This is a genomic window from Fibrobacter sp. (assembly GCF_045131395.1).
Lineage (GTDB): Bacteria > Fibrobacterota > Fibrobacteria > Fibrobacterales > Fibrobacteraceae > Fibrobacter.
Window position 1 is genome coordinate 514872 of the sequence record NZ_JBGUQY010000002.1, and the last position, 14485, is coordinate 529356.

General features: G+C 52.0%; 11 protein-coding genes. 3 read left to right on the plus strand and 8 right to left on the minus strand.

The genetic code is table 11. From position 1 onward, the window contains the following. Positions 1–13: 13 nt before the first annotated feature. The 3 genes from ACJMNB_RS02125 to ACJMNB_RS02135 form a co-directional block, all read right to left on the minus strand. A complete protein-coding gene (locus ACJMNB_RS02125; RefSeq protein ID WP_405338505.1) occupies positions 14–778 on the minus strand; it encodes a tetratricopeptide repeat protein in 765 nt (254 codons plus the stop codon). 2 nt (positions 779–780) lie between these two features. Then, entirely contained in the window at positions 781–2589 is a 1809-nt protein-coding gene (locus ACJMNB_RS02130; protein ID WP_405338507.1) for a BatD family protein, read from the minus strand. A 507-nt stretch (positions 2590–3096) separates the two neighbouring features. After that, positions 3097–4131 carry a CofH family radical SAM protein gene (locus ACJMNB_RS02135; protein WP_405338509.1) on the minus strand — a complete coding sequence of 345 codons (1035 nt, stop codon included), beginning with the start codon at positions 4129–4131 and terminating at the stop codon, positions 3097–3099. Between the two features lie 90 nt (positions 4132–4221). Here ACJMNB_RS02135 and ACJMNB_RS02140 point away from each other — a divergent pair, with 90 nt between their 5' ends. The 3 genes from ACJMNB_RS02140 (at position 4222) to ACJMNB_RS02150 (ending at position 7752) form a co-directional block, all read left to right on the plus strand. Continuing rightward, on the plus strand, positions 4222–5163 hold the full coding sequence (locus ACJMNB_RS02140; protein WP_405338511.1) for a fibrobacter succinogenes major paralogous domain-containing protein: 942 nt from the start codon (positions 4222–4224) through the stop codon (positions 5161–5163). 184 nt (positions 5164–5347) lie between these two features. Beyond that, positions 5348–6382 (plus strand): branched-chain amino acid aminotransferase, encoded by a 1035-nt coding sequence (locus tag ACJMNB_RS02145; RefSeq protein ID WP_405338513.1) that lies wholly within the window; start codon positions 5348–5350, stop codon positions 6380–6382. Between the two features lie 113 nt (positions 6383–6495). Beyond that, on the plus strand, positions 6496–7752 hold the full coding sequence (locus ACJMNB_RS02150) for a hypothetical protein (RefSeq protein WP_405338515.1): 1257 nt from the start codon (positions 6496–6498) through the stop codon (positions 7750–7752). Between the two features lie 56 nt (positions 7753–7808). Here ACJMNB_RS02150 and ACJMNB_RS02155 read toward each other — a convergent pair whose 3' ends face one another. The 5 genes from ACJMNB_RS02155 to nadA are packed head-to-tail and all read right to left on the minus strand — an operon-like array spanning position 7809 to position 14461. After that, positions 7809–9950: an ATP-dependent RecD-like DNA helicase gene (locus ACJMNB_RS02155; RefSeq protein WP_405338517.1), complete on the minus strand. Its 2142-nt coding sequence runs from the start codon at positions 9948–9950 to the stop codon at positions 7809–7811. A gap of 3 nt (positions 9951–9953) precedes the next feature. Further along, positions 9954–11513: a carbon starvation protein A gene (locus tag ACJMNB_RS02160; RefSeq protein ID WP_405338519.1), complete on the minus strand. Its 1560-nt coding sequence runs from the start codon at positions 11511–11513 to the stop codon at positions 9954–9956. Between the two features lie 27 nt (positions 11514–11540). Beyond that, on the minus strand, positions 11541–12743 hold the full coding sequence (locus tag ACJMNB_RS02165) for a DUF6588 family protein (protein WP_405338521.1): 1203 nt from the start codon (positions 12741–12743) through the stop codon (positions 11541–11543). A gap of 6 nt (positions 12744–12749) precedes the next feature. Continuing rightward, positions 12750–13418, minus strand: coding sequence for a hypothetical protein (locus ACJMNB_RS02170; protein WP_405338523.1), 669 nt, complete (start codon positions 13416–13418; stop codon positions 12750–12752). Between the two features lie 26 nt (positions 13419–13444). Then, entirely contained in the window at positions 13445–14461 is a 1017-nt protein-coding gene (gene nadA, locus ACJMNB_RS02175) for a quinolinate synthase NadA (protein WP_405338525.1), read from the minus strand. Between the last annotated feature and the right edge of the window lie 24 nt (positions 14462–14485).

The following is a 14485-nucleotide window of genomic DNA, read 5'->3' on the forward strand; positions in this document are numbered from 1 at the left end:
TTCAAAAGATAGTTTACTTGACAATGCCTACGTCGGTGAGCTTTACAAAACCGCGGACTTTTTCGCCCAAACGGATTTCAGCAAAGCTGCCCTGCTCCGAAAGAACCTCGAAGGTGGTGCCTTCAGAAAGGGTATTGAGGGTTTGGGCCTTTTCGCTGGGAGCGCTGGTCACGTCGGCATCCTTGGCGGTGACGACGCCCACGATTTCGGTCTCGGCCACGAAAATCTTGTAGCCGGCACTCATGGCGATAATGCAGAATACGCCCGAAAGTACAAACAGTGTTCCAATCAATACATTCTTTGCTTTGCTGTTACGGCTGATGCGCCTTGCGATGGCGATAAATGCCATGAGCCAGAACAGTCCTAGCAGTGTAAACATCTGGGCCTTCAGGGAGAGGGCGTGGTGGGCCTTGAAAAGGCCTGCCAGCAGCGGGTTTTCTTCGCCATCTTCTTCCACCTTGTCGCGGGTCATGGCCTGGGCGTACTTGAGGTTGTGCAAGATGTCGTCGTTGCTGGGATCCAGACGGAGAGCGGACTTATAATAATAAATGGCAAAGCCCAGTTTCCCATTTCTGAAGTAGGCGTTGGCCAGGTTGTAGTAAAGGTCTGCGTTTTCGGTGCCGTTGTCGACACAGGTGCGCCATTCGTCAATGGCCCGCTCGAAGTCGCCTTCGTTGTAGGCCTTGACGCCGTTCTCGATTCCTGTACAATGTTCAGCTGCGTTCACCGATACGAACGACGCTGCGATAGCAAATAGAATAAACAAAAGCTTTTTCATATTTATCTCAGCTCCTCGCAAAGTTTTTCCACGTCGTTAAGCATTTTCTGCTGCTCGTCCTGGGAGGGGTTCACTGGGGCGAACCGGGCGAAGGCGCATTTTTCGAGCCAGTTGTCGATAGCCGTAATGGTTTCGTCCTTGATGCCGAGTTTTGCAAGTTCTTCCTTCATTTGCGGGCGGGTCATGCCCTTGAATTCCAGGTTGGTCTTGTCGCTCAGGTAATCGATAAGGCCGTTTTCTAGGGCGGCATAGAGTGCCTTGGCGTCGCCCTTCTTCAGGGCTTCGCGAGCATTTGCAAAGCGGGCCTTCAGCATCTTGTTGGCCTTGCCCTTACGCACCAGGGCTGCGTCGCTGTTGTGCTTGCGGCGGCTGCGCACGGCAAAAGTGACAATCAGGTAGAAGGGAATGGCGGCGGCAAAAACGGCCCAGTAAAGAATGCTCTTGTAGGGGGCGGTATTGTTTGCCTTGTCGTTGACCTTGTGGATGAAACGGATGTCGCTGCCGAGAGATTCAATTTCTTGTTTCTGTACGGCGGCGGGGCCTTGGGCAACCGGTGCCTGGAAGATGGCTTCGGCGGAAGCTTCACCCTTTTCTACGGTTACGTTCCAAGGGCCGGCCTTGGCGGTTTCGTAAGCCTTTTTGCTGGGGTTGAACCAGGAATAGGTGATTTCAGGAATGGTGAATTCGCCCTTCTTTTTGGGGTACAGGAACACGCGGATGTTCTTGGTGGTAATCACCTTGTTGCCCACGATCTTCTTGTTGATTTCGTTTTCGGGGGGCACCGAGCGGAATTCGCCGAAGTCGGGGAGTTTGGGGTCGGTAATGGAGCCCGGCAGGCCGTCACCCTTGATGTTGATGGTAAGGGTCATGGCTTCACCCACCTTGAGCTCGGTGCGATCAAAGTCGGCACTGAAGGAGTAACTACCCACCATGCCGCTGAAGTTTGCGGGCTTGCCTTCGGTAGGCAGGGGCTTTACAGTAATATTAATAATGGGGGTCTGGGTCTCGGTTTCAACAGATTCCTGCTTGACACTCCTGCTGGAGAAGGTCATGCCGCCCATCTGCTTGTTTTCTTCGACCACTTTGGGTTCGCCACGCTTGGTATACTTGAACTTGAAGGGCGGAATTTGCAGGTTGCCGCTCTTGGTGGCGCTGAGCCAGGCGAACTTGGCGCTGGCCTGCATTTCGCGACGGGTACCCTCGACGGGCTCAAACTTCATGTTGGCAAGATCGCTGCGGTGTACAATAAAGTCGTCGCCGGTGTTCATGTCAGTGGCCTGCAGGCCGCCTTCAAAGTGCTCATAGGTGTGGAAGCCCAGGGTGACGCTGAACTGTTCGCCTTCGTAGACGGATTTCTTGCTGGGGGTAAGGCTTACGCCTAAAGCGTCATCGGTATAGGCTCGCTGAATGGTAAGGGGAATGTCGCCCGTGAGGTTGCGTTTTTGGTCATCGATGGTCATGTAAATTTGGCCGACGCTGAAACGACCTGTCTTCTTGGGGGCCTTCAGGTTGAATGTGTAGATACGGGCCTTATAACCGCCACGGTTGCGGCTACCACTAAAGAAGGTATTGAACATGTCCTCGATATCGGGGCGAATGACCTGATCGGAACTGTCGAGCTTTACAAGAGAAAATCCGTTTGCCGTTTCGATAAGCAGGTCGCTGCGGTTTTCGGGGAGTTCGTTTAGGGGGAATACGAGTTGAAGTCCAAAAGTCTTGCCCGATTCGATGCGTTCCCGGTCCACTTGCAGGGACGGCCGTGCAGATGCGCACAGGGCAGCGGCTAGGCAGAATAGAATAATTCGTTTCATGCCCCAAAAATACCAAATTTTCGCCATAAAACCAAATAATAGGCGTTGGTTGTGGGCTGTTCGGACAGGAGAGAGCTTGTTTTTGAGAGCCATAAGCGACTCGTATTGACGAGTCGTGTTGGCAAGAGTGAGGAGAAGTTGCAGTTATTAGCGAGAAATAGGGCCGAACGGTCTGTGACGAAAAAAAGTCGCAGAATATATATTATTTCCCCTTGACGCGTTAGTAAATTTTTGTTAAATTTGGCGCGCTGTTAAAAAATGGCGATAAAACGTCAAAAACCAAGGATAAAAAGGACTATATGTACTGCATTCTCGCTGCCCTGCTGATCAAGAGCTTCAAGAAGTATGGCAAGCGCGCTTAATCGCCGCCCCCTCGCTTTTTAATTCTCTCTCTGATGATTCCGGTTATGCTGAATAAGCTGGCCGGTATTTTTTTTGAGAAAAAGGGCTCGCGCTTTGAGCGGCTCGGCCATAAGAAAATGCAAGCATTTTCTTGCGGCACTCGCCTTAATCAAAGTTTAGGGAGCGGCGGTAGGGGGTAAAACCGGCGTTTTTGATGAAATTTTCGGCAGCTTCGATGGTAGTGAGGCCGTGATTCTTCAGTACGTTTTCTTCAATGACAATACTGTTGATGTCGTCGGCGCCGCTGTGCAGCCCAAGTTCGCCTAAAGAAAGTCCCATGCCAAGCAGCGAAACCTCGATGTGGGGGATGTTATCGAGGAAAATTCGGCTTAAGGCCAAAAGTTTCAGGTATTCGTCGCCGCGCACGTGGCGGATGGGGAACTTGTCGGTTTGGGGCTGGAATGTCCACACCACAAAGCTCTTGAACCCTTGGGCGATATCCTGGGTCTTGCGCACATAATCCAGATGCTCGATGATTTCTTCGGGTGTTTCGACGCTGCCGAAGACGATGTTTGCGCTACCGGGCAGGCCCTTCTTGTGGCAGGCAGCGAGCGTGTCGCACCATTTTTGCGCCGGGAGCTTCTTGGGGCTCAAGATTTGGCGCATGCGGTCGCTCAAGATTTCGGCGCCGGCACCGGGAACGGAGCTAAGTCCGGCGTCCTTGAAAACGTCAATGAGCTCGTCGAGATTCATGTTGTTGAATTCGGCGATGCGCACGAGTTCCACCGGCGAAAATCCGCGGACTTTTACGCCGAGTTCTTGCGTGAGCATTTTCAGGACGTCGGTGTAATAGCTGAGCGGAATGTCTTTGTTCACGCCGCCCTGCAGAAAAATCTGGTCGGCGCCCTTGGCTTTTGCTTCAAGGGTTTTCTGGCGGATTTCGTCCAAACTAAGCACGTAGGCTTCTGGACTATGCGCCGGGCGGCAAAAGCTGCAAAAACTGCAAGTGATTTCGCAAACATTCGTGTAATTCACAATGCGAAAGGCCGTATAGCCCACTTTGCCTTCGGGGTGCATGCGCTTGCGGATTAAATCACCAGCCTGTACCACCTCGGTCCACGGGGCGTTCTTCAAAATGGTGAGAGCCTCGGCCGGTGTAAGCCGAATACCATCGACAGCTTTTTGCAAAAGGGAATTCATCGGTGAGTAAGATAGAAAATCTTGTCTCCGTTTTTAAATTCGACTGGGCGCGAAATGTATATTTGTATGTGTTAAGTTAGTGAGGTTCTTGTGACTTTTAAGAAGTTGTTTGCGTTTGGACTTGTTGCTGCGGTATTGGTTGCTTGCGGTGACGATGCTAGTAGCGGGCCTGTGACAGGCTCCAATGAGGATTCTTCCTCGTCTGTTTGTGAGAACTGCAACGAATTAAGCAGTTCCTCCAACGTCATTGCAAGCGACGCGACGCAATCTAGTGATTCCACTTCTAGCGGTAGCTTGGCGTCGTCTTTAGATGACTCTAGCAGTAGTTCTTCTGTGATGTTGTCGTCGAGTAGCAGTGTCCTTGAGGGATACGTAGATCCATCGACTGTAGTTGCGGGAACTATGACTGATGAACGCGATGGGCAGACTTATAAGACTGTCACTATAGGTACCCAAACGTGGATGGCGGAGAACCTGAACTATGCCTATTTGCAACCCACTGCGGAACTAGATTCCTCCAGCTTCTGCTATAATGATAGTGCGAGCTATTGCGAGAAATATGGTCGCATGTATCTGTTAAGCGCCGCTATGGATAGTGCAGGAATATGGACTTCAGAAGATAAGAGCTGTGGCTTCGACAAAACCTGCAACCTGGGTGACGACTATGTTCAGGGTATTTGCCCCGTGGGCTGGCATCTGCCTACGCTAAGTGAATGGTTTGTGCTTCTGTCTGCGGTCAACGGGGCGAATTATGGAGGAAACGAACTCAAGGCTACTAGCGGTTGGAACGATAGAAGTTATCCCGGTAGTGGCAACGGTACAGATGCTTATTCCTTTGCAGCGTTGCCTGCTGGGTACAGGGCAAGCAGTGGATATTTCTACGAAGAAGGCGACTACGCATACTTCTGGAGTTCTACTGAGTACACTGTCAGCGATGCGAATGTTGTTTACTTGTATTACAAAACCAATGCGGTGGTCCAACACATTGGAAATCGGGCTCACGGGCTTTCCGTCCGTTGCGTGAAGGATTAGCCTGGGCGTTGCGGGGCGGCGAGCGCCCGCAGTGGGGGTAGAGAGCAACGAAGTGCGAACGAGGGGGATTCTTCCCCCTTTTTTACAAATAAATTGAGCCAAAAACGCGTTTATAATTGTATTTTTCTACGCGGTACCGAACGATACCTTTAAAAATGCACTAACTGCAAAAAAGGTGAATATTATGCAAGTTGATTTGAACAATGTCGATTGGAAGACTCTCCCCTTCGGTTACACCGATACCGATTACAATGTCCGCTGCTACTACCGCAATGGCAAGTGGGGTCAGATTGAAGTTTCTTCTTCGACGGATATCAGCATCCACATGGCCGCAACTTGCTTGCACTACGGCCAGGAAGGTTTCGACGGCCTCAAGGCTTACACGGGTAAGGACGGCAAGGTTCGTATTTTCCGCTGGGAAGAAAACGCGAAGCGTATGCAGAGCACCGCTAACCGCGTGCTGATGGCTGCTCCTCCTCTGGAACTCTTCCACGAAATGGTGAAGCTGGTCGTGAAGCTGAACGCCCGCTTTATTCCGCCGTATGGTCACGGCGCAACGCTCTACATCCGCCCGCTCCTCATCGGTACGGGTCCGGAAGTCGGCGTGAAGCCCGCCGATGAATACCTGTTCATGATTTTCGTCTGCCCGGTCGGTCCTTACTTCAAGGACGGATTCAAGCCGGTGGACATGATGGTGAGCCGCAACTACGACCGCGCCGCCCCGCAGGGTACGGGTACGGTGAAGGTTGGCGGTAACTACGCCGCTAGCTTGATGTCTCTGGCCGAAGCCAAGAAGCTCGGCTACTCCAGCACCATCTACCTGGATGCCAAGGAAAAGAAGTACATCGACGAATGCGGTCCGGCAAACTTCTTCGGCATCAAGGGCAAGAGCTACGTGACCCCGAAGTCCGAATCCATTTTGCCGTCTATCACCAATAAGAGCTTGATGCAGTTGGCCGAATACCTGGGCTACACGGTGGAACGCCGCCAGGTTCCGTTCGAAGAACTCGCTGAATTCTCTGAAACCGCCGAATGCGGTACCGCTGCCGTGATCACCCCGATCAAGAAGATCGTGGACCCGGTCGCTGACAAGACCTTCACTTACGGCGACGGCAAGAATCCGGGCCCGGTTTGCACGGAACTCTTCACGAAGTACACCGCTATCCAGTTCGGTGAAGCTGAAGACCCGTTCGGCTGGACTGAAGTGGTCGATGTGTAATCGACGCGCGTTTTAAAAGTAAAAGTCCCGCAGAGAAATCTGCGGGCGTTTTTTTGTGACCAGTGTCGCTTGATTTTTGGCGGGAAAAATATAGATTAGACTTGGAGTTCATTATGAAGAAGATTGCGCTAGGTTTTGTGGCTGGATGCTTTTGCCTTTTGACGGCGTGTACCGAGGATAATTCCATTATCAAGTCGACAACAAAGGATGAGTCGGAAGACTGGTATGCATCGCTGGACGACGTGCCGGATTGTACGCCAAAATTAAAGGGAAAGTCTGTTGCGGTGCAAGAGGAAAATACTTCGTTTGAATGCAATGGTGACCGGTGGGTGCGGAATAGGGTTGATTTGGATACGGCAGAGGAAAGCTCCTCTTCTTCGATTAATTCGTCTTCTGGCAAGTGGCATTTGGAAAACGCTGATACTCCTGACTTGGACAGGGGCGGTCCTATAGAAATTGTCGATTATTCAAGTTCCTCGGTGGCGATTATCATTGAAGATGATCCGTGGGGGTCTGAATCTTCGTCATCGATTCAGCTTGTGACGGGGTTGGGTACTTGTCAGCCGGAGACCAATCCTATTAACAAGGGGGAATCAGTCCGGTGGAAATTTACCGCCAATCTCAATGCGGGATATAAACCAATCGATTTTGCGAAGGCAAGCTATGAATGGTATTTTGAGGATGGAGCTACACCTTCGTATGATGGAACGCCGAGTAAATCGACCGATGTAACCTATACGAAATCGGGCACTGCGCAAGCGTCCTTGGTTGTAAATATCGATGGCGCTGTGGAAATGATTCCGTGTTCTCCGTTGCAGGTGAATGGCGATCCTATTTCTTGTTCGTGTACGGCGACGGGTGGTGATGTGACGAGAGATAATGGAGTGGCCGTGTGGACTGCTTCGTGCACTTCTGTGTCTTCAATTGAACATTATGTCTGGGAGGATTTTGATTTTGGAGTCGATGTCACGAGCTTTACGCATTCCTTCTCGGCCAAGGGCGATGCATTTGCTCCAACGTTAAAGGTGGGAAATTCCGATAACACGGTTCAGACGGTGACTTGCCCAACAGTGGTTGCTACGGATGCCTCTGATCCGGATTATGTCATGGAGGACGGTGAAGACTTGGTTTTCCCTGCAGGAGACCATGAGGTGTATTTGAGCTTTATGAAAGATTATGCTTCTTCGAGTGGATCGGTGTATTTCTCATGCTCGGCTAATGAACCTTTGGAAATGAGTATTAATGGCGTTGATGCCTCAGGCGCATATTTAGTTACGATTGAGTTACCCTTCAGCAATGTTGGCAAAGATGGCTTCGTTTCACTTTCTACGAATGTTGAAACGGCGTGTTGGGCTAATCTGTTGCTTTAAGGCGTTGGCAAAAACGTATGTCCCGCGGAGAAATCTGCGGGCATTTTTTTGTTGAACTAGCCGAGGCGTTCTTTAAGTCGCGTGTAGCGGCGAGTGCTGCGGTTGTTGCGGACGGCCTGGTGGAAGGCGCCGGGGGCCGATAGTATCCACACGTGGCCTTTGGCGCGGGTGATGGCGGTGTAGATGAGGTTGCGTTGCAGCATGACGTAGTGACTGGAGTCTAGCACCACGATGACGGCGGGGTATTCGCTGCCCTGGCTCTTGTGGATGGTACAGGCGTAGGCGAGTTGCAGTTCGTCCAGTTCTTCGTCTTGGTAGGTGACGAGTTTTTCGTCGAAGAAGACGGCGATTTTCCGCTTTTCTTTATAGATGCTGTAGACGATTCCGATGTCGCCGTTGAACACGTTCTTGTCGTAGTTGTTCTTGATTTGCATGACGCGGTCGCCCACGCTCCAGCCGATGCCCATCATCTTGTGGCGTGGAACGCCCGGGTTCAGCAGGTCTTGCAAGAAGGGGTTCAGCTCGATAATGCCGAGGGGACCCTTGCGCATGGGAACAAGAATCTGCAAGTCGGTTTTAAGGTCGATATCGATTTTGCTCTTGACGCCGGTGGCGATGAGTCGCTGCAAATGCAGTTTAGCTTCTTCGGGCGTTTCGAAAGGAACGAAGTGGAAGTTCGGGCCTTCGATGGGCGAGGGCGTGATGCCCTGGTTGATGCGGGCGGCCTTGTCGGCGATGTCGTTGCCGCCGCTTTGCCTAAAGATGTGCTGCAGACGAACGCTCGGGAGGCGGGGGCATTGGAGCAAGTCGTTGAGCACGTTGCCGGGGCCTACGCTGGGGAGCTGGTCGGCATCGCCTACAAAGACGATGCGGGCCGTTTCGGGAACGGCTTCGAGAAGCGAGGCCGCGAGCCAAGTGTCCACCATACTGAATTCGTCAACGATGAGCAAATTGCAGTCCAGCTTGTTAAACTCATTCTTGTTGAATTTGCGCGTGACGGGGTCCACTTCTAGCAGGCGGTGGATGGTGTAGGCCTTGTCGCCGCAACAGTCGCCCATGCGCTTGGCTGCGCGGCCCGTAGGGGCGGCGAGCAGAATGTTTTCACCCATTTTGCGGGCGAGGTGAAGGATGCCCTTGAGAATCGTTGTCTTGCCGGTGCCAGGGCCGCCGGTGATAATGCAAATCTTGTGTGCGGTGGCTAGGCGGATGGCTTCGCGTTGCACCGGGTCGAAACTGAACTTGTGCTCGCGTTCCCAGTCCACAAGCTCGCGCTCGAAACCGTAGGTGGGCAATTCGTTTTCGCCGAGGCGCGCCTTGATGATTTCGGCGATTTTCTGTTCCGCGTTATCTAGCGGCGGGAAAAAGCAATCGTCACCGTGGCGCTTGATGCGGCCCGATTCGCAAATGCGCTTGAACTGCTCGAAAAGATTCTGGATGGCATCGTCGTCGGTGACGTCGATGCGCAAATTCTTGAGGGTGCGGCCGATTAAATCGTTGCTCGGCAAATAGCAGTGACCGTCCGAAAGCGAAGCCTCTTGCAGCGAGTAGAGAATCGCTTCTTGCAGGCGCATGGGGCTGTCTTTGGGAATGCCCACTTTCATCGCGATTTCGTCGGCCTTCAAGAATCCGATTCCCCAGACTTCTTCGCAAAGTATGTAAGGATTTTCGCGGATTTTGCTGACGGTGTCCTGCCCGAATTTCATCCACAATTTTTTCGCGGTGCAGCCCGTGATGTCGTGATTGTACAGGAACAGCAAGGTTTCGCGGCTGTGGCGGTTTTCTTGCCAATGGGCGAGGAATTCTTCGACCTTCTTCGCCGAGAGTCCTTTAATTTTCTTAGCGCGGAAACGGTCCGGCTCGTAGTCGAGAATGTCTTGCAGTTCATCGCCGAAAGCATCGACAATCGCCTGCGCGGTCTTGGGGCCGATTCCCGGGAAAAGCCCGCTGCCTAAGTAGGCGGCGAAGTTCCTGTTTTCGGTTTCGACGATTTCGAAATGCTTGGCCTGGAACTGTTCGCCGAATTTGGGGTGTCGTCCCCAATCGCCTTCAAAACGCAGGCATTCGCCTACAGAAAGTTCGGGAAGGGTACCCGTAACCACCACCACTTTCTTGGTGCTACTATCAATAAGCCGCAGCACGGTGAAGCCGTTCTGCGGACTATGAAAGGTAATGGACTTGACGGTTCCTTCGAGAATCACGAACTAGGGTCGAGTTGTGCTCAATGGATGAGGTTCAAGGTTGTTCTTGCCTTGAGTTCTGTTTTCGTCCCAATGGTCGGCGTTGTAGCCCTGAAGTTTAGAAAGGGCCTTGCCGCGCTTAATCAGGAAGAATCCGAGAACGCCTGCGCAAATGATGGCGAGAAGGATTGCGGTGTTGTAGTTGAGGCCGAATCCGAGGGGGGCGCCCTTCAAGTTATCGGGGCTTACCCAAAGAATGTAATCGCTAGTGATGAAAGTCATGAACATGCACGGAATAAGTGCAATCCAGAAATTCTTGTTCTTGCTGCGCAGGTAAACCGTGGCCACGCAAAGGCTACAAACGGCCATGAGCTGGTTGCTCCAGCTGAAGTAATTCCACAGGATGTTGAAACCTTCGGGGTTCAGGTTGCTCCAGAAAATGATGGCGGCGCAGATAGCGAACATCGGGACGGTAAGAATCAGGCGGTTCTTGACTGAGGTCTGTTCCATGCCGGTAAGTTCTGCAATTGTAAGGCGGAGGCTGCGAAGACTCGTGTCGCCGCTGGTGATGGCGAGAACAATGACGCCCACTACCACGAGAATGGAAATCGGAGCCCAGGGAATCACGGTCGAAACGAGGATGCTCAAGACCTTGACGCCCGAAGCGCCGGTCAGGAGTTCCGGCATCTGGTGATAAATGAACATGCCACCGGCAGCCCAAACCATACCGATCAAACCTTCGATAATCATCATGCCGTAGAAAGTCTGGCGACCAGTCCTTTCGGTGACTTCGGTACGGGCGACCAGCGGGCTTTGGGTGCTATGGAAACCGCTGATGATGCCGCAAGCAATGGTCACAAAGAGCATCGGGATAATCGGCTGACCAGCCGGATGCTTGTGGAAGTTGCTCATGATGTCGCTGAAGCAGAATTCATCGAGAACGTTCAAGTTCGGGACGATTCCAATGAAGATGGCGAGAGAGGCAACAATCAAGAGGGCGCCGAAAATCGGGTAGATGCGGCCGATAATCTTGTCGATGGGGAAGAAGGTGCTTGCAAAGTAGTAGGCGAAAATGCAGGCGACGGCGACCCAGAACAAAGTGGGCGACACGTGGCTACCGACGAGAATCGGGGTGTTGATGAGGGCTGCAGGCGTGTTAGTAAAGACGGCGCCTACCAAAATCAGGGCGACCGCGATAAGCGTCATCACGACCTTGGCCGGGCCCTTGCCCAAGAACTTGCGGGAAAGTGCCGGCACATTGTAGCCGTTATTGCGCATGCTAATCATGCCGCTAAAGTAGTCATGCACGGCGCCGCCAAGCACGTTGCCGATAGGCAGCAAGATGAATACGATGGCGCCGAACTTGATGCCGAGAATTACGCCGATCACAGGGCCAATGCCTGCAATGTTCAAAAGCTGGATGAGAACATTTTTCCAGTGCGCCATGGGAACGCGGTCAACGCCATCCGGATTTTCGAGGGCGGGAGTCTTGCGGTCATCGGGGCCGAAGACACTTTCAACGAATTTTCCGTAAGTAAAGTATCCGCCGACAAGAATCGCGATACCGATTAGGAATGTAATCATGTTATGCCTTCTTTTGAATTGTTTGTTTTAAAAATCTTCGCTGTCACTAGCCTGTTCTTCTGCAGGAGTGTCGTTCATCATTTCTGCATCAGTATTGGTGTTCCAGTCTTCTTCCGGGTTTTCTGATCCGGACCAAGATTCGGATTCTGTAGCCGGTTCAGATGGTGTGCTGGTGGACTTCGACGGGGCTTCTTGCGTGGAACCCTTTTGCTTTGCAATATCTGCAGGCGAAGGGTCTTCGCCAAATTGCTGTCTGAAGTAGAGCACGTTGGTGGTGAAGCTGGACTTGCCGGCGTAATCGAAGCCTACGACCGGATGGAATGCCTTGCCGAGCTGGAAGGCGACTTCAAGACCAAAGCGGAAACCGTTGTTGCCCTTGACGGTAAGGTCGGGATTGATGGTTGCCCCGTATTCTGCCGTGGGTACGCCGAATTCTTTTGCCACACAGGTCAACTTACCCGAGGATTTCATTTCGGCACTCTGGTAACCCAGAGACATCATGACTTCGAAAAAGCTAACAGGCTTGTAACCGATGACCACAGAGAAGTTCGTTGTAGAAACGTCGAGATCCAATTGGCCTTCGTAATCGTCGGGCTGGTAACCGATGCTGCTGCTGTTGTAACCGAATACCACGCTAACGTCTAGCGGTTGGGCTGCAGGCGGCAACCTGTATTGGAAAAGGTGGCCAAAGCTGTATTGCAGACCAAAACCGATCAGGCTGAACTTTTTGAGTTCGCTGATAGCGGGGAGGTACATCATGCGGAGTACTGCGCGGGCGTGATAAAAACCTGCGCCAAACTGTAGGTAGGGGTATGTGAATACTCCCAAGCCGTTTAAGGTCTTGCTGCCGTAGATGAAATACTCAGGATCTTCGCTTTCGGGACTCATGTCGCGATGGTCTCCGAAAATAGTCGGCAATTCGATGTCGTAGCTTTGACCGAAGAAATCCGTAGCGCTTCTTGTGTATTTTTTGTCGTCATTACCGATGGAGACTATCGACAGGGGAAGGCCCGCTTCGAAAGTGAAACTCTGCGGAACGGAGGCGCTTACGTACCAGTTGCTGTTCAGCACGTTGCCGAGATTGTTGATAATCGGCTTTACGTATTCGGAACGATCACGAACGCTTTCGAAGGCGCTCATGGATTCATAAGTTGTTGCCCAGCCATTTTCGTCCGTGGCGAAAATGGAACTGGCTCCCATCAGTAATGTAGCGAATAAGGATTTTTTCATATTAGGTTAGAACTGGTATTGTATCGAAACCGTGGCCAAAACGAAAGTCTGCCATAAGTACGGGTCAAGATCGCTGTTCTCTATACGGGAACAATGAATATTCTTGAACCAGCTTTCGTAAAACTTAATGGCGGGCACCATCGCGATATTATCGGTGATGTAATAGTGAATGTTGGCAATAAAGGCGACTGCGGATCCCATGAATTCGGTGCTGTATGCTTTGCCGTCAAAAATGGCCGCGTTGTCGGATTTAACACTGTTGTATGCGTAACCAACCCCAAGTCCGATTTGAAAAAAATCGGGATAGAATAGGTTGTATGTGACTTCTAGACCGAGACGCCAAATTCTCGTGTCTTGCTTGTAAGATTCGTCCGGAAATCCGCTAAGAATTTGTTCGGAGGTCCAATACTGGAAACCCAGCCCGAAGGTGAATGCCCCAAGGTTTACGCCAAGCATAAAGTCTGGCGTGGCGACAAATTCTAGTGCGGGGGGGTGGACGGTTCCCTTGACACCGGCAGAATCCTTGCCCGAAACGGTGTGCTTGTTGAGGTCGCCCTTCGAAACTTGAGCTCCCATGCCCACGCTTGCGAAATAGGTGCGCGGCCAATAGTATTCTTCTGCGAATGTGAATCCTGCCAAAAGGCAAAGGACCAGAGTGATGATTTTAAGTTTCATTGTTCCCTCTATATTAACTCCAAACTCTATTTTCCTGCATAGTAGAACATGGCGTCGATGCACTTCTTGGCGGCAACGCGTACGCTTTCTTCGAGTTCTACGTGCTGGGCCTTTTCGGGGTGACGCAGGGTTTCCAAAATGTTTTCCAGCGAATTGGACTTCATGTACTTGCACATGCTGCAGCTGCCGATAAAGGTCTTCTGCGGGAATTCGTACTGCATGCGTGCATTCAGGCCGCATTCGGTGAGCAGGAGGAACGGAGTGCCTTCGGGCTGTTCCTTGATGTAGTTCACCATCTGGCCGGTGCTGCCCACGTAGTCGCTCAAAAGGGCTACGCCCGGGTGGCATTCGGGGTGGCTTACCACCTTGAGGCCCGGGTTCTGGCTGCGGAAGAAGTTGATCAGTTCGGAATCGTAGGTTTCGTGCACGTAGCAGCAACCGCTGTGGAGCACGATGTCTTTCTTGATGCCGCGCTTCTGCATTTCGTCGATGAGGTTCTGGCCCATGAGTCCGTCGGGGACGAATACGATCTTGTCGTTTTCGAGGCTCGACACAATCTTCATCACGTTACTGCTCGTGACGCAAACGTCGCAGTTGGCCTTTACGTCGGCGGTGGTGTTGATGTAGCACACGAAGGTGTGGTCGGGGTACTTTTCGCGGAGAACCTTGACTTCGGCGCCGGTGATGGAGTCGGCGAGGCTACAACCGGTAAGCGGACCCGGAATCAGCACGTCCTTGGTGGGGTTCAAAATTTTGGCGGTTTCGCCCATGAAACGCACTGCAGAGAAAACAATCGTCTTTGCACTGACCTTGGTGGCGTCCTGGCTCAACTTGAAGCTGTCGCCGTCGTAGTCGGCAACGCCCAGAATGATTTCGGGGGCAACATAGCTGTGGGCGAGGATTACGGCGTCCCGTTCCTTTTTCAGCTCGTTGATTTCGTTGATGAGGGGGAGCATCTGTTCGCACTTTTCCATGGAATAAGTGCAGAGGACAGCACCGGGTTGAATGGTGCTGAGACGTTTATAAAGTTCTTCTGCGGTCATGGGTACAAATATAGAAAATTGTAA

Coding starts and splice junctions, on each gene's coding strand:
- ACJMNB_RS02125 (WP_405338505.1), bottom strand. CDS start 778: ATGAAAAAGCTTTTGTTTATTCTATTTGCTATCGCAGCGTCGTTCGTA.
- ACJMNB_RS02130 (WP_405338507.1), bottom strand. CDS start 2,589: ATGAAACGAATTATTCTATTCTGCCTAGCCGCTGCCCTGTGCGCATCT.
- ACJMNB_RS02135 (WP_405338509.1), bottom strand. CDS start 4,131: ATGAATTCCCTTTTGCAAAAAGCTGTCGATGGTATTCGGCTTACACCG.
- ACJMNB_RS02145 (WP_405338513.1), top strand. CDS start 5,348: ATGCAAGTTGATTTGAACAATGTCGATTGGAAGACTCTCCCCTTCGGT.
- ACJMNB_RS02150 (WP_405338515.1), top strand. CDS start 6,496: ATGAAGAAGATTGCGCTAGGTTTTGTGGCTGGATGCTTTTGCCTTTTG.
- ACJMNB_RS02160 (WP_405338519.1), bottom strand. CDS start 11,513: ATGATTACATTCCTAATCGGTATCGCGATTCTTGTCGGCGGATACTTT.
- ACJMNB_RS02165 (WP_405338521.1), bottom strand. CDS start 12,743: ATGAAAAAATCCTTATTCGCTACATTACTGATGGGAGCCAGTTCCATT.
- ACJMNB_RS02170 (WP_405338523.1), bottom strand. CDS start 13,418: ATGAAACTTAAAATCATCACTCTGGTCCTTTGCCTTTTGGCAGGATTC.
- nadA (WP_405338525.1), bottom strand. CDS start 14,461: ATGACCGCAGAAGAACTTTATAAACGTCTCAGCACCATTCAACCCGGT.